The 19,464-nt window shown below is 61.6% G+C and carries 17 protein-coding genes; 5 read left to right on the top strand and 12 right to left on the bottom strand.

All coding sequences use genetic code 11. From position 1 onward, the window contains the following. Positions 1 to 166: 166 nt before the first annotated feature. The 10 genes from N7E70_RS24640 to N7E70_RS24685 all read right to left on the bottom strand — a co-directional run bounded on the left by N7E70_RS24640 (position 167) and on the right by N7E70_RS24685 (position 11,774). Complete coding sequence (locus N7E70_RS24640) at positions 167 to 1,207, bottom strand: XdhC family protein (protein WP_263007941.1); 1,041 nt, start codon at positions 1,205 to 1,207, stop codon at positions 167 to 169. 1 nt (position 1,208) lies between these two features. Further along, complete coding sequence (locus N7E70_RS24645; RefSeq protein ID WP_067964800.1) at positions 1,209 to 1,793, bottom strand: UbiX family flavin prenyltransferase; 585 nt, start codon at positions 1,791 to 1,793, stop codon at positions 1,209 to 1,211. Between the two features lie 3 nt (positions 1,794 to 1,796). After that, positions 1,797 to 3,170, bottom strand: a complete 1,374-nt coding sequence (locus N7E70_RS24650) for a UbiD family decarboxylase (protein ID WP_192318204.1) — start codon at positions 3,168 to 3,170, stop codon at positions 1,797 to 1,799. A gap of 62 nt (positions 3,171 to 3,232) precedes the next feature. Further along, positions 3,233 to 4,177 (bottom strand): amidohydrolase family protein, encoded by a 945-nt coding sequence (locus N7E70_RS24655; RefSeq protein WP_263007942.1) that lies wholly within the window; start codon positions 4,175 to 4,177, stop codon positions 3,233 to 3,235. Between the two features lie 18 nt (positions 4,178 to 4,195). Further along, complete coding sequence (locus N7E70_RS24660) at positions 4,196 to 5,119, bottom strand: amidohydrolase family protein (RefSeq protein ID WP_263007943.1); 924 nt, start codon at positions 5,117 to 5,119, stop codon at positions 4,196 to 4,198. Between the two features lie 402 nt (positions 5,120 to 5,521). Beyond that, the gene (locus N7E70_RS24665; RefSeq protein WP_263007944.1) at positions 5,522 to 6,643 is read right to left on the bottom strand and encodes a CobW family GTP-binding protein; all 1,122 of its coding nucleotides are present in this window, start codon (positions 6,641 to 6,643) and stop codon (positions 5,522 to 5,524) included. Next, positions 6,640 to 8,946, bottom strand: coding sequence for a xanthine dehydrogenase family protein molybdopterin-binding subunit (locus N7E70_RS24670; RefSeq protein WP_182575471.1), 2,307 nt, complete (start codon positions 8,944 to 8,946; stop codon positions 6,640 to 6,642). Before N7E70_RS24670 ends, N7E70_RS24665 begins: the two co-directional genes overlap by 4 nt. After that, positions 8,943 to 9,425: a (2Fe-2S)-binding protein gene (locus N7E70_RS24675; RefSeq protein ID WP_182575472.1), complete on the bottom strand. Its 483-nt coding sequence runs from the start codon at positions 9,423 to 9,425 to the stop codon at positions 8,943 to 8,945. The genes N7E70_RS24670 and N7E70_RS24675 overlap by 4 nt, the downstream gene beginning before the upstream one ends. Then, complete coding sequence (locus N7E70_RS24680) at positions 9,422 to 10,285, bottom strand: FAD binding domain-containing protein (protein ID WP_263007945.1); 864 nt, start codon at positions 10,283 to 10,285, stop codon at positions 9,422 to 9,424. Before N7E70_RS24680 ends, N7E70_RS24675 begins: the two co-directional genes overlap by 4 nt. Positions 10,286 to 10,379: 94 nt before the next feature. Further along, positions 10,380 to 11,774 carry a nucleobase:cation symporter-2 family protein gene (locus N7E70_RS24685; protein ID WP_263007946.1) on the bottom strand — a complete coding sequence of 465 codons (1,395 nt, stop codon included), beginning with the start codon at positions 11,772 to 11,774 and terminating at the stop codon, positions 10,380 to 10,382. A 162-nt stretch (positions 11,775 to 11,936) separates the two neighbouring features. Between N7E70_RS24685 and N7E70_RS24690 the strand changes: the two genes are divergently transcribed. Beyond that, entirely contained in the window at positions 11,937 to 12,833 is an 897-nt protein-coding gene (locus N7E70_RS24690; protein WP_067964818.1) for a LysR family transcriptional regulator, read from the top strand. Positions 12,834 to 13,219: 386 nt separating this feature from the next. On the opposite strand, the gene N7E70_RS24695 is transcribed toward N7E70_RS24690, so the two are convergent. Beyond that, on the bottom strand, positions 13,220 to 13,903 hold the full coding sequence (locus tag N7E70_RS24695) for a LuxR C-terminal-related transcriptional regulator (protein WP_169808358.1): 684 nt from the start codon (positions 13,901 to 13,903) through the stop codon (positions 13,220 to 13,222). 280 nt (positions 13,904 to 14,183) lie between these two features. Next, positions 14,184 to 15,407 carry an acyl-CoA dehydrogenase family protein gene (locus N7E70_RS24700; protein WP_210301683.1) on the bottom strand — a complete coding sequence of 408 codons (1,224 nt, stop codon included), beginning with the start codon at positions 15,405 to 15,407 and terminating at the stop codon, positions 14,184 to 14,186. 110 nt (positions 15,408 to 15,517) lie between these two features. Here N7E70_RS24700 and msuE point away from each other — a divergent pair, with 110 nt between their 5' ends. The 4 genes from msuE to N7E70_RS24720 are packed head-to-tail and all read left to right on the top strand — an operon-like array spanning position 15,518 to position 18,893. Then, a complete protein-coding gene (gene msuE / locus N7E70_RS24705; protein WP_371746519.1) occupies positions 15,518 to 16,174 on the top strand; it encodes an FMN reductase in 657 nt (218 codons plus the stop codon). Between the two features lie 18 nt (positions 16,175 to 16,192). After that, a complete protein-coding gene (locus N7E70_RS24710; protein ID WP_067964825.1) occupies positions 16,193 to 16,993 on the top strand; it encodes an alpha/beta fold hydrolase in 801 nt (266 codons plus the stop codon). 45 nt (positions 16,994 to 17,038) lie between these two features. Next, entirely contained in the window at positions 17,039 to 17,482 is a 444-nt protein-coding gene (locus N7E70_RS24715) for a cupin domain-containing protein (RefSeq protein WP_067964827.1), read from the top strand. Further along, on the top strand, positions 17,409 to 18,893 hold the full coding sequence (locus N7E70_RS24720) for an MFS transporter (RefSeq protein ID WP_263007947.1): 1,485 nt from the start codon (positions 17,409 to 17,411) through the stop codon (positions 18,891 to 18,893). The genes N7E70_RS24715 and N7E70_RS24720 overlap by 74 nt, the downstream gene beginning before the upstream one ends. Positions 18,894 to 19,464: the final 571 nt, after the last annotated feature.

Genomic DNA, 19,464 nt, shown 5'->3' on the forward strand with positions numbered 1-19,464 from the left:
GCCCTTCAAACGATTGGCTGGCACTGCAGGCAGGGCAGGATAAGGAGCCGGCGACGCGAGGGGGCGTTGTGGGAGCCCCCGAATGCGTCGCCGGCCCACGCCGGACTTTGGGAACACACTGGACAAGCTGGGAGGCCTGCGGCCAGCGAAAAGCCCGGACGTATCGCTAGTTGCCCCCCGCGTTTGTGATGAGTTCACTTGCGTTCATGGGGGCGAAGCACTTGTCGATCGTGTTGAGAGCAAGCGTCCGGGGGACCGTCGGGTCGGCCTTGCCCTTCATGTGGAGCAATCTTGCCTGCGCGACGTCGGCGACCACCGAAAGGGCAAGCGAGTTTGCGTCTGTCGCCTTGTCGAATATGCCGATAGGCGCCTTGATCCTGGCAAGCGTGGTCTCGCTGTGACCGCGTTTGCGCAAGACCTCACAGCGTTTCGCGTGAGTACGGCGGCTTCCCAGAGCGCCAATATAGAAGGCGGATGAGGCGAGCGCAGCCTCGAGCAGCGGCAATTCACGGTTGATGTCATGGAAGAGGAGCACGACCGCCGTGTCAGCGTCCAGCTGTTTCGGCGATGGAGCTTGGCCCCGCTCGATCTTCACGACTTCATAGCCGGATACTTCCGCCAGACGCGTCACCACGCCAGCCTCCAGGGACGTGCCGGCAAGAAGCATGCGCTGCTTCGGGTGGTAGACGCGCACAAATTCCTCTCCCTCCCAGCCACTCACGCCTTCGCCTGGTTCGAAGAAAAGAGCCTGCCTGCCGGGGTTGTACCGGAGGCGCCCGGGAGCACGGCGGTGCAGCGCGGCAAGTATGTGGCGGAGTGCTGTGGCATTTCGCAGGACGTGGATAGCCAGCGTGATGCCGCCGCCACAGGGCAGCACGATGTCGAAGAACGGCGAACCTTCGCCGAGGCGAAGCTTGCGATCGATGCCATTCTGGAGGGCGACCACGGCGTCAGCGGCCACCGCCGCTTCGGTGCAGCCGCCGGAGACGAAACCGCAATAAAGGCCGTCATCGCGCACCGCCATCTGCGCGCCGATGGCGCGGGCAGCGCCGCCGCGGATTTCAACGAGGGTGACGAGGGCGGCGGCCAGGCCCTGTTTGAGCGCTTCGGCGGCGAATGCCAGGATGGCGATCGCATCGTCCGAGAGGAAGGCAGCGCGGGGTTCTGGCGTGAGCGTTTTCGGCTCGCTGGCAATGCAGGCGCCCATATCATTCCCCTCCCTGCGTTCCCGGCCAGCGGCGTACGATGCCGGGGTCGAGATCGAAGAGGTCGAGCACCCGGCCAACGGTGTGGTCGACCATTTCTTCAAGGCTTTGCGGCTTGGCGTAAAAGGCCGGAACGGGCGGATAGATGATGCCGCCCATTTCGGTGACCTGCGCCATGTTGCGGATATGGCCAAGATGGAGCGGCGTCTCGCGCAGCATCAAAACGAGGCGGCGGCGCTCCTTCAGCACCACGTCGGCGGCGCGGGAAAGCAGATTGTCGGTCGTACCAGTCGCAATTTCCGCCATGGTCTTCACCGAACAGGGCGCGACGATCATGCCGAGCGTCTTGTAGGAGCCTGAAGAGCAGACGGCACCGATATCCTTGTTTGAATGGGTGACTGTCGCCAGTGCCTCAAGATCCTGCTTGGTAAAATCCGCCTCGGCCGCGAGCGTGATGCAGGCTGCGCGTGACATGATCAAATGAGTCTCGATCTCGAGGTCGCGCAGCACTTCGAGGATGCGCTTGCCATAGACCATGCCGGAAGCGCCCGAAATGCCGACGATCATGCGACTTGGCCGCGTCGTCATCGCCTATCCCACGCTTTTGAGGAGTGCGGCAGCGCGAGCCGAGGCCTCGTCGCTTATGCGGGCGCGAACGCCGTGGAAATTCGGGCCGCGCGTCGCATCGAGCCCCATACGCGAGGTCGTGCCGATGCCGCTCGCCGACGGGTCGAGCGCATTGCCAGGCAGGCCCTCGATGATGACGACGTCCTTGTGCGGCTGGAAATGGGTGGCAAGCGCCCAGAGCACCTCGCTGTCGCGGGTGATATCCACGTCCGCATCCACCACCACGACGGTCTTGAGGTACTGGTCCCAGCCGAGCAGGCCGAGCATGACCTGCCGTGCCTCGCCCTCGCGCGTCTGGTTCATCGCGATGTAGGCGTGGAAATGGGTGCCGGAGGACGGATAGTGCACTGATGTAATGGAGGGGAAACGAGCTTTCAGCTTCTCCACCACTTCCGCCTCGCGGGGCACGCGGCCGAGGTTGAGGTGTTCGGCCGAATTGCCGCCGGCGACGGAGACGAGGATCGGATCACGGCGCCGCATGATGGTTTCGACGGTGAAAAGATTGTTGGTCGAGCGGTCGGAGGAATAGCCGGTGAACTCACCAAACGGCCCCTCCTCCACATGGGCCTCGGGATCCAGCACGCCCTCCAGCACGACCTCGGCATGTGCAGGCACACGGATGCCGTATTTTGGAGTGCGCACCACCTGAAGGGGTTCGCCCATCAGGCCGCCGGCAACATCGCGCTCGTCCTCGCCGAAGGCAAGGCGGGCGGAGGCGGCGATCATGAACAGCGGATGCCCGCCGATCACCATGGCGACCGGCATCGGCTCGCCCTTCTCCTTCGCCATGTTCATCAGGCGCCAGAGATGGCCGCGCGAATGCAGCGAGGTCGCGAGCGAAGTCTTCGAATGGATCATGGCGCGGTGATAGCTGAGATTGCCGGCCCCGGTTTCAGGGTGCTCACCGATGATGATGCCTGACGTGATGTATTTCGCGCGGTCAGTGTCGAAGTGCTTCAGCATCGGCAACGCGTGCAGGTCGACGGCGTCACCAGAAATGATTTCTTCGGTGATCGGGCCGCTTTCAAACACCTCCGGCGTGAAGGGTTTGTTGGAACGGGACTGGTAGGCCTCGTGCAGCTTGTCGGCAGTCGAGCCGAGCAGGCGGGCGATGCGGTCACGCGAGGCAAAGATGTTGCAGACGACCTCACTGCCTATGCCGCTAACATTCTTGAGATGCAGCATCGGATGCTGGCCCTTGTCCGCCAGGTTCCAGATCAACGCGGTTGCGTCCTGGTCGTCCGAGACCGGCCCATCGATCGTGATGACATCCTCGGGATGTTCCGCCTTATAATCGGCCAGGAAACGGCGGACGTCTTGCTTGTGGTACTGGCTCATGTCTCGGCCTCGGGTCGCTGCGGGTGGCTGGCGACGCCCCGAAAGGCGCCGCCCTTGTCAAATCAGGCGAATTCCAGATGCTTGCCGGTGGCGCGGTCGACGCCGGCGTAGGAATCCCTGAGGCGTGCCTGGGCATCCTCTACGTCGCGCGGCGGCGGGGACGGGTCGATGCCGACAAGCTTGGCGATGTTGTTGCCGAGATAGCCTTCCAGATCGTCCTCGGAGAGGTTGATGCCGTGCGGCGGGTCCTTGCAGAGCACTTCCAGCTCGCGCAGCCACATGCCCGGATCGTTCGGTGGGCTGTCCGTGCCGAAGACGATCTTGTTCTTCGGCAGCTGCTGGGCGAACTCCACGATGCGCGACTGGAAGCACCAGCCGGATTCGCAGTAGACGTTCGGCGTATCCATCGCCATCCAGAAGGATTCGAACGAGTAGTTGCCGCCCGTCTGAATGCCGAAATGGCCGATGATGAAGTTGACCATCGGGAATTCGCGGATGATCGGGTAGAACATCGTCGGGATCGTGTACGGGCCGTCGCCGGTGTGGATCAGCACGACCACGCCAAGCTCGGCGCACTTCTTCATCGCCGGACGCAGCCAGTCGAGCGCGCGGTCGGGACGATAGCCGTGCATGTTGGCGTGCAATTTCAGCATCTTGAAGCCGTATTCCTTGACGTGGAATTCCAGCTCCGCCGCGCCGTTCTCAGGTCCCCAGCGCGGATTGTAGTTGAAGTTGCCGATGAAGCGGTCCGGGTACGTCTGGCAAAGCTCGGCGCAATAGGCCATGTAGTCGCGAATGCCGTCGCGGCCCTTGCGGTTGCCGTCCCGGTAGCCGGTGTTGCCTGGTGGCGGCTGGATGAAGCCCATGTCGATCCGGCGTGGCTTGCCGTTGATCATGTAGGGGCCGTCCATCAGTTTCAGCATGCGCTCACCCGTGAAGGGCGAACCGGTATGACGCCACGCCTCGTCCACGAGGTTCGTCGGGTGAAGATGGGTATCGATGATCATTGCTCACTCCGTTCAGTTTTACGCGGCAAGCGCGACGCCGTGCTGGCGCAGATACGCTTCGGCTTCCTCGACGGTCGCCGGCGGCCTGGTAGGCTCGAGACCGATCATGCGGGCGGTGTTGTTGCCGAGGTAATCCTCCAGCGTATCCTCATCGAGGTTGAGGCCCTGCGGCGGCTCGTGGCAGAGGACTTCCAGAAGGTTGATCCACATGCCTGGTTCGTTCGGCGGCGTATCGGAGCCGAACAGGATCTTGTGCTTGGGTAGGACCTTGGCGAACTCGACGATGCGCGACTGCAGACACCAGCCGGATTCGACGTAGACGCTCGGCGTGTCGAGCGCCATTTGCATCGGCTCGAACACGTAGACACCGCCGGTCTGCACGCCGAAATGCGCGAGGATGAAATTCACTTCCGGGAACTCGCGAATGATCGGATAGAACTCGGTGGGGATTGAGTACGGACCGTCGCCGGTATGCACCTTCACCATGAGGCCGAGCTCGGCGCATTTCTTCATGGCCGGACGCAGCCAGTCGAGCGCGCGGTCAGGGCGGTAGGCATGCATGTTCGCCTGCAACTGCACCATCTTGAAATCGAACTCCTTGGCATAGCGTTCGATTTCTTCGGCGCCGTTCTGCGTGCCATAGCGCGGGTTGTAGACGAAGCAGCCAAGGAAACGGTCCGGGTGCTTCGTCACCATCTTTTCCGTATAGGCCATGTACTGGCGGATGGCGGCCTTGCCTTCCAGGTCCATGACTTCATGGGTGTAGATGGTGTTGCCTTGCGGCGGCTGGATGAAGGCTTTGTCGATCCGGCGCGGCTTGCCGTTCACATAGTACGGGCCGTCCATCATCTTCAAAAGCTTGTCGCCGGTGAACGGCGGTCCGTCGTGGCGCCAAGCCAGGTCCACCAGATCGGTGGGGTAGCAGCTTAGATCAATGATCATCCTTGTTCTCCTGTCGTAGAGGATCCGGTCGATGCGGGGCCGCGCGATGGACCCCAGGCCGGCCAAAAGCCGGCATGGATGCGCGATCTCAGGAAATGCCGATGATGGGGAAGGGTAGTCGGTGCGGACGCCGCAGGGCGGCTGCAACCGACAGGTGTTCCTTTCGCAGTGAGCATCGACATCGCGGCCTCATCGTCCAACAGACGGTGAGCAATTGTCGGCGCTTCTACTCAACGGTGAAGAAACCATGGGGCCGACTTTCTGTCAACGGGGAAAAATCGACTAACCTATTCTTTTTAAACGCTATTTCATGGCGATCGGCAGCGACCTCCCGCGCGGGAAATTGCGCGGGCGTCTTGGATACAGGAATTGAGCAGGCGTATTAGGACGGGAGAAGCGCCGCTAGGCCGCCAGGCATGCACGCAGGTTCCTGTCGATGCCGTCACGGTCGAGATTGCGGCCAATGAAGACGAACTTCGACTTCCTGACATCCTCGCCCCAGCTGTGATCCGGACGGAAATCGACCAGCTTGTGCACCGCCTGGAGCACGAAGAAGCGCTCGTCATTGGCCACCGAAACAATGCCCTTGGTACGGAAGATGTCGTCGCCGCGCTCGCCGAGATAATCCTTCAGGAAGGTGGCGAGCTTCTCGCCGTCGAAGGAGTTGGGATAAACGAAAGAGTGGGATTTCACCGTCGCATCGTGGCTGTGCGGGCGCAGGACCGATGCTCGGCCGTGGCCGTGGTCATGATGGTGCCCATGGTCATGGTCCGGATGGTCGCAGGCCGTATCGTGGCATTCGTGATGGCCATGCGCATCGTGGTCGTCGTCCATGTCGATGTCGAGGATTTCCGCCCGCTCGCGCACATAGGACGGGCGAAAGCCGTTGACACCGAGAATATCGGCCAGGTCCACCTTGCCATAGGTCGAACGCAGGATCGGCGCCGTCTGGTTGAGCTTGCGCAGCGACGCCTCGAGCGAACCGAGGGCGTCCTCTGAGGCAAGATCAACCTTGTTGATGAGGATGCGGTCGGCCGCGACGACCTGGTTGACCGCCTGGTTGTCGCTGCCGTCAAGAACCGGATCATAGAGATGCTGGTCGATATGCATTGCATCCACCAGCGTGACGACGGCATCCAGCTCGACCTCTTCAGCAACGCTGCGATCGACGAAGAAGGCGGTGGCGACAGGCGTCGGATCGGCAAGACCAGAAGTCTCGACGATGATGTGGTCGAACTTGTCCTTGTGGCTCAACAGCTTCTTCATCACGTCGATGAGGTCGTTGCGCACATCGACGAAGCAGCAGATGCAGCCGTTCTGCATCTGAAAGATCTCTTCGTCGGAGGCCAGCACCAGGTCGCTGTCGACGTCGACTTCGCCGAACTCGTTTTCGATCACCGCGATCCGGTGGCCATGGCGTTCGGTGAGGATGTAGTTGAGCAACGTCGTCTTTCCCGATCCAAGGAACCCGGTGAGGATCGTTATCGGGAGCTTCCGGCTCTCAGGTTCGATGTGCATGTTCATGCGGCCTTCTCCCTCAAGGCTTTCAGTACGTCTTCCGGAGTGATCGGATAGTGGCGGAAGCGAACGCCGATGGCGTCGTGGATGGCGTTGGCAATGGCTGGGCCGATGGCAATGATCGGGTCCTCGCCGACGCCCTTGGCGCCCCAGGGGCCACCTGGATCGGGTGCCGCTTCGAGGATGATCGTCTCGATGTCAGGCATGTCCATCGAGAGCGGCATCTTGTAGTCGACGAGGCCGGCGTTGAGCGACCGGCCGGTCTTCTTGTCGATGACGTAGTCCTCGGTCAGCGTGTGACCGATGCCCTGCTGGATGCCGCCCTCGATCTGCCCCTGCGCGGCAATCGGATGGATGACCCGGCCGACGTCGTGCACAGGTATGACGCGCTTGACCTCCACGATGCCGGTTTCCGTATCGACATGCACCTCAGCGAAATGTGCGGCGAAGGAATAGGATTTCGTCGGCTCGTAGGTGCCGTTCGCAACGATGTTGGCGGCGGGAATGCCACGGGAAGGACCCATCGCCTGAGCGACCGTCATGCAGCGTCCTGGATCGGTGATGACGAAGACCTTGCCTTCGGAAAGATCGATCTCGGCCGGCGAGACCTGCAGCTTCATCGCTGCACGTTCGAGAACCGCAGTGCGGACCTTACCGGCTGCCATCTTGGCAGCCGTGCCGACGAGATAAGTAGTGTGGCTGGCAAACGCGCCGATGTCCCAAGGTACTACGTCCGTATCGCCATGGATCGTGCCAACATCCTCGAAGCGCACTCCGAGTTCTTCCGCAACGATCTGTGCAAGTGCTGTGTGCGCGCCGGTGCCCAGGCCGGCGGCACCCGTGAGCAAAGTCACCGTACCGTCCTCGTTGACCTTCACCGTGGCGTTGCCCTGTTCCTTGATGCCGGGATAGGCGGAAGAACCGTGCATTTCGCAGCCGATGCCCCAGCCAGTGCGAATGTGGGGTCGCTTGGGATCCGGCGTGCGGTCGCGGTTGCGCAGCTTCTTCCAATCCAGCACGTCGATGCCGTGCTGGAGGCAGATTTCGAGGCCATGACCAAGGATCGGGTGGCCCGACGGTGCGATGTCGCCGGCGCGAACGACGTTCTTCAGCTTCAGCTCCGCCGGATCCATGCCTAGCCGTTCGGCCGCCTCGTCCATCTGGATATCGAGCGCATAATAGCTTTGCACCACGCCATAGCCGCGGAAGGCACCGTTGATCGGCGTATTGGTGTAGACGCAGCGTCCTTCCAGCCGCACGTTCTCGCAGCGATAAAGCGAGGTGGCAGCCGTCGTGCCGACAATGGTGACACCTGGGCCGTGCGAACCGTAGGCGCCGGAATCGTAGGCCAGCTTCATGTCGCGCGCGACGAGCGTGCCGTCGTTCTTGAAACCCTGTTTCAGCCAGATCTTGCAGGGGTGGCGCGAGCGGCCGGCGACGAAAGTCTCGTGGCGGCTGAATTCCATCTTCACTGGCCGGCGCGTCTGTTTGGCAAGAAGCGCGCATAGGAATTCGTGCTGGAACAGGTCCTGCTTAGCTCCAAAACCGCCACCCATGTGGTCGACGAGCACGCGGACCTTGGTAAGCGGCAGACCGAGCACTTCGGCAAGGATGCCGCGCACCATGAAAGAAGTCTGGGTGGAGGTCCAGAAGGTAAGCTTGTTGGAACCGTCCCAGTCGGCGATGCAGACATTCGGCTCCATGTAAGCCGGATGCGGCCGCCCACCGGAAAAAACACCTTCGAGCACGAAATCCGCCTGGGCGAAGCCGGCGTCCACATCGCCGCGATTGATGCGCACCGGATCGAGCACGAGGTTGCCGCCAGGGCCGACATCGTGAATGAGCGGCGCACCCGGCTGGGCCGCATCCTCCGGTTCGAAGACGGCCGGCAAGGGCTCGTACTCGACCTCGATCAGGTCGAGAGCCTCGTCGGCAATCTCCTCGCTGATGGCCGCGACGGCGGCAACGCCCTCGCCCCAGAACCGTACCTTGTCATCGAGTATATACTGGTCCTTGGTGCAGGAAGCCGAGCGCGGGTGCGGTGAGCCGTAATGCAGCACGCGTGGCACGTTCTCATGCGTCAGCACCGCCTTGACGCCCGGATAGGCGAGCGCCTTGCTGACATCGATGCTCTTGATGCGGGCATGCGCGATCGCCGCGCGCTTGATCTTGCCGTGTAGCATGCCCGACAGTTTGACGTCGCCGGTATACTCGGCCTCGCCCGTCACCTTTTCGAGCACGTCGTCGCGGCGAACACTCTTGCCGACGATCTTGAAATCGCGCTGTTCGATAGGGGTCGTCATGTTCATGATCTTGCAGCCTCCATCTCGATCGCGGCTGCTTTGATCGCGTCGAAAATCTTGGTGTAGCCGGTGCAGCGGCAGATATTGCCGCTGAGGCCGAAGCGGATGTCCTCGTCCGTCGGGCGCGGATTGTCGTCGAGCAGCTTCTTGGCCATCATCAGGATACCCGGGGTGCAGAAGCCGCATTGCGAAGCGCCGTAGCGCATGAAGGCATCCTGCAGCGGATGCAGCACATCGACGCCTGGCTGAAGTCCCTCGATCGTCTCGACCGAGCGGCCTTCGGCTTCCACTGCAAGCATCAGACAGGCATTGACCGGCTCGCCATCAACGATGACGGTGCAGGCGCCGCAATCGCCGACGTCGCAGCCCTTCTTGGTGCCGGTGAGGCCGAGATCGTCGCGCAGCGCATCGAGCAGCGAGCGGCAGCTATCCACCACCATGTCGCGCGGCTCGCCATTGATGGTGAGTTCAACGATCCGTTTCATGCGAAAGCCTCCAATGCCTGTTTGATGGCGCGGCCGGTCAGCACACCCACCATATCGCGGCGGTAATCGGCGCTGGCGCGCACGTTGCTGATCGGCGTGCACTCTTCCATCGCCTTGTTGGCGGCGTTTTTGACGGTTGCCGCGTCGAGCGACGTGCCGCGCAGCATGGCCTCGGCTTGGGGTGCGCGCAGCACGGTTGCTCCGACCGCGCCGAGCGTGATGCGGATGTCATCGCAGAGACCACCTTCCATGGTGAGGCTGACGGCGACGCCGACGGTGGAGAGTTCCATTGCCTTACGGCGGCCGTGCTTGAGATAGGCCTTGCCGGAGTTGTCGCCGGCTGGCGGCACGGTGATACCGGTAACAATCTCGCCCTTGGCAAGCACAGTCTTGCCGGGGCCGGTGAAGAATTCGGCAAGTGGCACGACGCGCATGTTGGTGCGGCTGTAGATGTGGATGAACGCGCCATCGGCAATCAGCGGTGGGATCGTATCGGCTGACGGCGAGGCACGACAGACATTGCCTGCCACCGTCGCACGATTGCGCACCTGGATGGAGCCTAGCGAGGCGAAGGCCGCATACAGGTTCGGGTAACGCTGGCGCACCAATGCCAGGCGCTCCAGGCCGCCCACGGTCACCAGCGCGCCGAAAGTCAGGCCGCGCGTTTCGTCATAGATGATGTCGGACAATCCGGGGATCTGCTTGATGTCGACGACGTTGCGAACCCGGCGCAGCCTTTCACGGATTTCGACGAGAAGGTCCGTACCACCGTTGAACACGAAGGTGTCTTCGCCGAGGTCGGTGAGAAGGCGGGAGGCCTGTTCCAGCGTGTCCGCCCGGTGGTATTCAAAGCGCCTCATGGCATTCCTCTTGGATCTGGCCACTTGGCCTCTTGGGCTACGCGGCTCGGGCACCGGCGGCGCGAAGGCCGCCGGACTAAACGGTTGTTGCTGTTCAGGCGAGGTCGGCCGCCGGCGTACGGTTCTGCAGTTCGCTGTCCTCAGGCTCTTTCGCGGGCACGCCGTTGAAGAGGATGTTGAGCAGAGCTGCCGCGAAGGTGCCGACGAGCACGCCGCTGTGCAGGAATTTTTCGACTGCTGACGGCAGTTGGGCGAAGATGTTGTCGGCCACGACCGGCACCATGGCGAGGCCGACGCTGACTGCGACGATGTAGAGGTTGCGGCGGTTGGCGACGAAATCCACTCTCGACAGGATCTTCACACCCGTCGCCGAGACCATGCCGAACATGACGATGGCGGCACCGCCGACGACGTAGCTCGGGATCGAGGCGCTGATAAAGGCTACCTTCGGCAGCGAACCGAGCAGGACCAGGATGACGCCGCCCGTCGCGACCACAAAGCGGCTCAGGACGCCGGTGATCTGGAGCAGACCGACATTCTGCGCATAGGTCGTGTAGGTGAAAGTGTTGAGCAGGCCACCGATGATGTTGCCGACGCCGTCGGTTCTGAGGCCGCGGGTAAGCTCAGCCTGGGTGATCTTGCGCCCGGCCATGTCGCCGACCGCCAGGAATTGCCCGGTCGATTCGATCATCATGACCGTCATGACCGCGCAGAGAGAAAGGATCGACCAGAACTCAAAAACGGGCCAACCGAAGGCGAGCGGGTGGATGATGCGCACCCAGCCGGCGTCGGCGACGCCATGGAAATCAACCTTGCCGGATGCGATCGCGATGGCAAAGCCGATGCCGATGCCCATCAGCACCGCAAGGTTGGAAAGAAAGCCTTTGAGAACCCGTGTGAGCAGCAGGATCGACAGCAGCACGATGGCTGCGACGGCGAGCGCGAAGGGTGCGCCATAGGCGGAGTTCGGGATCATGCCTTCCGGTCCCCGGATCATCGGCTGGCCGCCAGCGGCCCAGTTCACGCCGACGCGCATCAACGAAAGGCCGATGACCAGCATGACAGTGCCGGTGACGACCGGCGGGAAAAACCGCACCCACCGTCCGAAGAAAGGCGCGGCGATGACGGTGAAGACACCGGAGGCGATGACCGCCCCAATGACGCCGGGCATGCCGAGGTCCGGATTGTTGCCCGTCGCGATGATCGAGGGAACGGCAGTAAACGAAATGCCCATCATGATCGGCAGCCGGATGCCGACGTGGCGGCCGACACCAAGTGCCTGGATGAGGGTGACGATGCCGCAGCAAAACAGATCCGCGCTGACCAGCATGGCGATCTGGTCCTTGGGCAACTGCAGCGCGCTGCCGACGATGAGCGGGACGGCGACTGCGCCGGCATACATGACGAGAACGTGTTGCAGGCCGAGAGCGAAAAGGCTTGGAATCGGGTACTTCTTCTCGACGGGATCCGTCGTATCAAGTTTGGACATTCGCTATCCTCCCAGCGAATAGTGCTCCGGCGCGGTGGGGGGCATCTTGGCCTCATGTTTTTACACCGCACGCCGTACAAGGGGGATCATGCGGCTGGCCAAATCAGCAAACAATCGGCACAATCATATTTATTCATCTGGTAACTGAATGAATGGGTCGGCATGGACGTCACGCTGAAACAGCTCCGCGCCTTCGTCACCGTGGCCAACCTCGGACAGTTCACGCTGGCCGCCGACAAGCTCGGATCGTCACAATCGGCCGTCAGCACTCTGGTGCGGCAGCTGGAGCAAAATCTCAATCTTCGTCTCTTCGATCGGCACACCCGCCTGCTGCGCCTCACCCAGGCGGGCATCGACATCCTTCCGATCGCAACCCGTGCCGTTGCCGATATCGAGGGCATGGTGGAGAGCTCGCGGGAACTGAATGCGCTGCGTCGCGGCAAGGTCACGATGGCCGCCGGAACGGTTCAGGCCGCCCTGATGCTGCCGCAACTCGTCAACGCCTTCACCAAGCTCTACAACGAGATCACGGTCGAATTGCACGATGTCGCGGAGAAGACCGTCCTGGAGCAGGTCGCCAGTGGCTTGGTTGACCTTGGACTTGGCACGGTGCCGGAAGACGATCCGGAACTCGTCGGCACACGGCTCTCCACCGATGAGTTTTTGGTTGTGCTCCATGCCGAGGACCCGCTGGTGAAACGTCCCGAACTGCGCTGGACCGACCTTGCCGACTGCAAGCTGATCGGCCCGCAGCGCGGCAACCCGATCCGTGACCGGCTCGAAAACGAACTGGCGCGCAACGGCATCGTTCTGCCGCTCGACAAGTCGATGCAAGAGGTGGCGTTGCCGCTGACGATCATCGGCATGGTTGAAGGCGGCTTAGGCGTCGCGATTATGACCTCGGCGGTCACGCGCCTTGCGACCTCCATGGGCCTCGTCGTTCGCACACCGACCGAGCCGCACATCAAGCGCGAGGTCAGCCTGATTCAGAAGCGGACGCGTTCTCTTTCGCCTGCGGCGCGGTGCTTCCGCGATTTTCTGCTGAAGTCAGTTCATTGATCGCGCGACCAGCTGGCATCCGCTTGGATACGCAGGCGAGTGGCCAACGTTGTTCGCAGGTTCCGGCTAAGCTGCGGTGGAACCGGTTGCTGGACCTGGCCGGGCGCTAGCGCCTTACCACTCAGCCATGACCAGTGAGCTGTTGAAGCTCACGCAAAAGGGTTTGCGCCGGTCTGCGGGACATTCCAGGTCGCAAGCTCTTCGTAAATGTGGGCGATGATTTCTGAGCGCTGCTGGCGGTGTCGCCCGTATGTCTGAACACCTCCCATGGAGGCCAGCATCATCTGCATCGGCTACCGGTGCCGACCCCACTTGCGGACACCGCATCCTCAAATAGGTGGCCGACGCTTGCGGTGTTATTGCTGCTTAGCGTCTGGATGGTGGGTTTAGTGCGTCGTCAGCAGTCGCTGGACCAATTCAGTTCTGTTGTGGGCGTGAAGTCGCTGGCAAAGTTTGCCGACATGATCCTTGACCGTATATGCGGAAATCCCCAGCGCCCGCGCGATCTGTTTGTTGGACTGGCCGCGGCAGAGCAAAAGCGCCACTTCGCGCGATCGCGCCGGCAACTGGTTCAAGGCATATGCCCCGCCGATCGTCCGCTCATGGCGTGACGCAACGCTGGACTGCGCTATCCAGCCGATCGGCGCACCGCCGAGCCGGCCAGTCTCCACCATGGTGGCGAGTGCGAGTGAACCGGCCCGGCAAAGAATATCCATGCTGTCGACTGCCTCAGCGCGATAGGGTCCCCTCTCACCGCCATTGGCGGTGTAGACGACGCCAACCACGCGACCCTCTACCAGAAGCGGCCCGGCCATGCAGTGCTTGAAGCCCCAGCGCCTCAACAACTGGAAATTGTTGCAGTGCTGCCAGCCAGACGTACCGACCACCGTCGACCCGTCGACAGGCCGGCCTTTCTCGAAAATATAGGCGAGCAGCGGATCGTATTTGTCGAATTCATCGCTGTACTCCCGGATGAAGCCCTCAGGCGCCTGTTTGCTGTAGACAAGGCTCGGCTTGTGATCATCCAACAGGTAAAGCCCGACCGTGGGCGATCCCATCAGCTTGCCCATTTCGCGGTGGCATGACTCGCCAAGAGCTTCGAGAGAGCGGCTTTCAGCAACGGCCAGCGCGGCATGGCCGACCTCTCCCGTCGAATAGTTCGATCGTCCAGCCGATGTCCCCGACATCATTTTTCCCTCCTCAGCCCTGCTGCTCATTGTTCGAGCTTGTCAGGAACATGTGGCAAAGGCTCGCCAGTGCGTGAGCGCTTCTGCCGAGGCGGGATTTTCAAGCAACCTCGGCAAAAATCAAGCTGACTGCGGCGGCGAAGACAGCCGTTTGCGCGACTATCTAGCCATCCACACCAAAGACTCCCCATTTTGCGTCGGCTTTGACCGCGCCGAGATAGACGCGGCCGCATTCCTGTACGATTTCGTCAGCCATCAGGATGTGCTGGGTACCCGAATGGATATCGCGATAGAAACGCTGCATGGTTCCGTTGTGAAGTGACGCGCCGCGCGCCGCGCGGTGGGCGAAGGTGCCGACATCGGAGATGACGTCATGGACATGACGCATCGCAAGCTTCACATCGGCGATCTGCTCGACAGAAGCGTTGCGGCCGGCATCGAAGGTTTCGGCCATGCTCGCCCAGGCCTGATAGGCAAAGGCACGTGCCGAACGGAAGCGCGCCTCAGCCCGGGCGAACTCATATTTGAAGGTCGCGCTCTCATTCATCTTGCCAAACGCGTCGACGCGAACCTTAGCCAGTTTGGCAAGTTCGTCGAGCATGCGCCGCCCGACGCCAAGCGCCCATGTCGTGTGACCCCAGGCCGTGTAGCCCACCAGCCCGAGACTACCCTGCGGGCCGCCACGCTTGGCATCACCGTCGTTGAAGCCATAACACAGATGCTTGGGCACAAAGAGCTCGTCGGCATCCTTGAGCGTGTAATCAAAACTGCCTGTGGCGCGCAGACCGAGCACATCCCAATTGCCTTTCAACTCTATGGTCTCGCGCGGGTGATGGGTGATGACGATTTCCGGCTGACCATTGGCTTGCTTGACCATGGTCTTGCCGTCCGCCTCGGTAACGAAACAGCCAGAATGGATCCAGGCGGCGTGATGAATGCCGCTGCCATAGGCCCAGTTGCCGCGGATCATGTAGCCGCCGTCGACCGGCCGCGCATAGCCTCGCGGCACACCGTTTCCGGCAACCATGACATCGGGACCCTCGGCGAAAATATCGGCGGCGCCCTTCTCCGAGACAAACAGCGACATCACACCGCCGACAGCGTTGTTCACGATCACGCACCAGCCGGCAGAACCATGCGCCCATGCCACGCGTTCGCCGAGCCGCATCGCGTCGACGTGAGAAAGTTCAGCTCCGCCAACCTCCTTCGGCATCATCATGCTGAAGAGACCGGCATCACGCAAAAGCATGTATGTCGCATCGGACAGCCTGTTCAGCTGTTCGCTCTCTTCCGCAGCCGACTCGATCGCCGGCAGGATGTTTTCGACATGGGCGGCCATCTCGGCCAGCGACGGATTTCCGGTTTTCTTGAACTCGACGACTGACATGTTCACAGGCTCCACCCTTGTTGGTCTGCGCCTTGCCGATCGTGCCAGGCGCTTTCTCCCGGCACTGTTCCAACCGGGCGTTGCGACAGCAACCCCCTCAACTGGGGGGCTTGCCCAAGCAGCTTACCGTTCTGAAACTGAGCGCTTATGGGAGTTGGCGAACCGCCGAACAGGTCGATGAATACCTGGTGGTTCCATACGGGAGTGAGATCTGGATGACCGGTGTCAAAGTCATCGGCTTCTGCGGCAACGCGCAGAGGCCGTCGAAAACACGTGCGCTTGTCGAAGCCGTTTCCGAAAAGATCCGCCAGCGCCATGGCTTTTCCGTCGAGATATTCGACTTGGTGGACGCCGGAGAAGGGTTGGCCGCCTGTTCACCGGCCGGATTGAACGATCAGGCCCGATCGATTGTGGAGGCGATCGAAAACGCCGACGCGCTGATCGTCGGCAGCCCGGTCTACAAGGGTTCTTATGCCGGGATGTTCAAGCACGTGTTTGACCTTGTCCACCCGTCAGCGCTGATCAACCGACCTGTGCTTCTGACTGCGACGGGCGGCGGCATGCGCCACTCCCTCGTCGTTGAACATCAGCTTCGACCGCTTTTCGGGTTTTTTGAAGCCTGCACCATCCCAACGGCGATCTATGCCAGCGAAACCGACTTCACCGATGGCGTTCCAAGCAATCCCATGGTGCTCAAGCGCATTATCGACGCGGTCGACCAGTTTGCCGGCCTCGCCGGGCGGCCGTGCTGTGTCGCCGCCGAATAAACAGGGAGTTTTCAGATCATGACACTGCAACCCGGACCCTTTCCGGCCTTGGAAGGTTTTGAGCGCGCCGAGTACGAGATCCGCGGCATTCGCACAATCGTGCACAGTATCGGCGAGGGCTTTCCTCTGGTCTTCCTGCATGGCGCAGGAACGTTTACCGGCTTCGAATTCGCCCGCACGTTGGCTACGGGCGCGAAAGTCATTATTCCCTATCATCCAGGGTTCGGCGACTCGGCAGACGACGATCGCATCACCTCAATCGACGACTATGTGCTGCATTATGCCGATCTGTTTGACCGGCTCGGGCTTGAAGCGTTCGACCTTGCCGGCTTCTCGCTTGGAGGTTGGATCGCTGCCGAGTACGCGGCTCGGCAAAGCAGCCGTCTGCGTCGGCTGGCACTGATTTCACCGGCGGGTCTGGTCGTGCGCGAACACCCCGCGCCCGACCTGTCCACCGTCAGCCCGCCAGAACTTCCCGGCTATTTGACCCATGACCCGCGCGTCGCGCTGGGATATTTTCCAACGACCCAAGACCCTACATTCGGCGCGTCGCTTGGGCGCGAGATGGCGGCGCTCGGTCGCCTGCTTGCCATCGAACCGCAAGGCAATCCGAAACTGGGCGCCTGGCTTCATCGCATTGCTGCTCCCACCTTGCTGCTTTGGGGCAGCGAGGACCGAATGCGGCCGGCTGCGCAGGCACACGCCTGGCTGAAGTGCATCCCCGTTTCTCGCCTCGAGCTGGTCCCAGGCGCCGGGCATCTCCTGTTCGAGGAAGCGCCCCAGGCGACCACCCTGCTCCGCGATTTTCTCGCCGCCTGACGGCACCCTTAACGACGAACACCAACTCACAAGGACAACCACATCATGATTGTAATGCAGGCCGGCGTGACAAAAAGCGACGAAGCCTATGACGGAACCGTCTGGAGTATTCTTGGCCAGACATACACTCTGAAGCAACAATCGGATGCCTCCATGGCGTGGCACGCGATCTTGCCCCCCGGCACCTTCGTTCCGCCTCACACGCACCCGACCCAGGACGAGTTTGTCTCGGTCTTCGAGGGCCGCCTCGACCTCTGGCTCGACGGCAAGGAAGTGAATGCAACCGCAGGCGACCTGATCCGCATGCCGATGGGAGAGCCGCACGGCATCTTCAACAAGTCTTCCGGCACTGTGCGCTGCCTGTTCTGGGTCTCGCCGACGCGGGTCCTGCGCGGACTGTTCGACCGCATCCACAATGTTGGCGATCCGGCTGAAGTCGTGCGTATCGCAGCCGAACACGAGGTCAATTTCCTGCCGCCGCAGTCCTGACGGCGACACATCCTTCCGCCTGTGTCAGTCGCCGCAGGCGGAATACCCGCGGAAAGTGGGCCGCAGCTCAAACGAAGCTGCAAAAATAGGCGACCACACTCACGCAAAAACCAGGTTTTCCAACGGGGGACGGACGATGAACTGGGACACAATTACCGAAAACGACCGGTCGCGCATCCGGCGATGGCAAATCGGCATGCTTGCACTCGCCTTGGTGTGCGAGGTCTTTCTTGCGGCGGATTGGTATGCCTTTGCAGCTGTCATTCCATTCATCTCCGAAACCCTGCAACTCGACCCGGCTCAGGCCGGCTTCGCGCAGGGTATCTTCGCGCTGACCTACGGCATCGGCATGGTCGTGTGGTCGCATTTCAGCCGGCACATGACGGCGCGCATGATGCTTTTGATCGGACTTGCAGGCACCGGCCTGGGCATGGTCCTGCAGATCTATGTGCAGAGTTATGGTCAGCTGGTCGCGTTGCGTCTCTTGATTGGTTTCTTCGACGCGGCGATCTTTCTCGGCAACATGAAGCTGGTCATCGGCTGGTTTCCGCAGTCTCGGCGCGGCAGCATCATCGGCCTCATCCTGGCGGCATACAGCCTGGCGATCACGCTTGATTTCGCGCTTGGAATTCCGCTGACCATGGCCTTTGGCTGGCGTACATTCTTCGCTGTTCTGGCCGGCGGGACGTTGATCGTCGCTCTCATCAACTGCCTCTTCGCCCGCAATGGGCCGGCCGAGATAGGTATCAACGGCTTTGCCTGGGAGCCGCCGCTGCCGCGTGGTGCATCGATCCCGATCAGCGTAATCTTCCGCTCGAAGTGGATCATCGTTGGGGGTCTGAGCATCGCGGCCTGCACTTTCGCCATTGCCGGAACGGCGACCTGGGTCGTACCGGCCTTCATCGCAGTGCAGAACATGCCGGTCGAAAGCGCGGCTGTTGTCGGCACGCTGATGGGTCTGTCGCAGGTGTTGTTCCTGGTCGTCGGTGGCTACGCGGCCGACCGCGTAGGCAAGGCCTTCATGATCAAGTTCGGCACTGCAATGGCGCTGATGATCGCCTTCGTCTTCACCGCTGCGGCAATCTATCCGATGCCGTTTGGCTGGCTGCTGGTCCTTGCTGGCCTGAGCGGCATCGCGGTACTTGGTGGCGGCGCCATCTTCGCCCTGCTCACCGAGAAATACGCCGACGAACTGGCGACCGTCGCAGTTGGCTATGCGGAAGTCCTCGGCGTGGCGGCGAGTTTCGTTTCTCCGTGGATGATGGGCCTGGTAATCAGGGCTTCGGGCGGCTCGTTTTCTGAAGCCTTCATGGCCTTCGCTGTGGTCGAAGCGGTCTTCCTGGTGATCCTGCTTGTCTTGGCTCGGGAGAATGTTGCTCGCCCACGCGTGATGGCGGTCACGATCAACTAGCAGGATCGGGAGGTTCGCTATCCTGCCGGACCTCCCCCGGCGCACAGCACCGCATCATCTTGCAAAACTGCTGTCCCTCTGTGTTCAGGCCGCCGAACCCTCGGTCATCCTTGCCAGAGTTTTGTTCCTATGGCGCTGATGCGTTCCAGCTGAGCTTTCGTCTGTTCCACGGGTCCTGCTAAGATGACCCGCCGTGCGAGCCCCACGAGATCTATCTCAGCGCGTTCCGCGCATGGCATCAACTACTCAGGGCTGCTGACCTCGACTTGGTGGTACGCTGTCATCCGGCGGAATTTGAAACGGCCGACGAGGTTTTAGCAGACCGGCTCGACCGAAATCGCGTATCCGTCCGAACAGCCGACTTCTCCGCGTTCAAACACAAAGGTGACCGCACCGGAATTGGGAGTTCAGTTGACGACCGGCCCAAGGTTTACGGGGTTTGCAGGCGCTTCACAGCGCCTATCTGCGGCCTGCCTGCGTCGCGCTGAAGCATCATCTGCGCAACTCAGACCGCGGGACGTTCTTCAGCGGATGCTCTGACGAGGCATATCAACACGCTTGGTCGCCCGCT

This window comes from Aminobacter sp. NyZ550, from assembly GCF_025628925.2.
GTDB classification, from domain to species: Bacteria; Pseudomonadota; Alphaproteobacteria; order Rhizobiales; family Rhizobiaceae; genus Aminobacter; species Aminobacter ciceronei.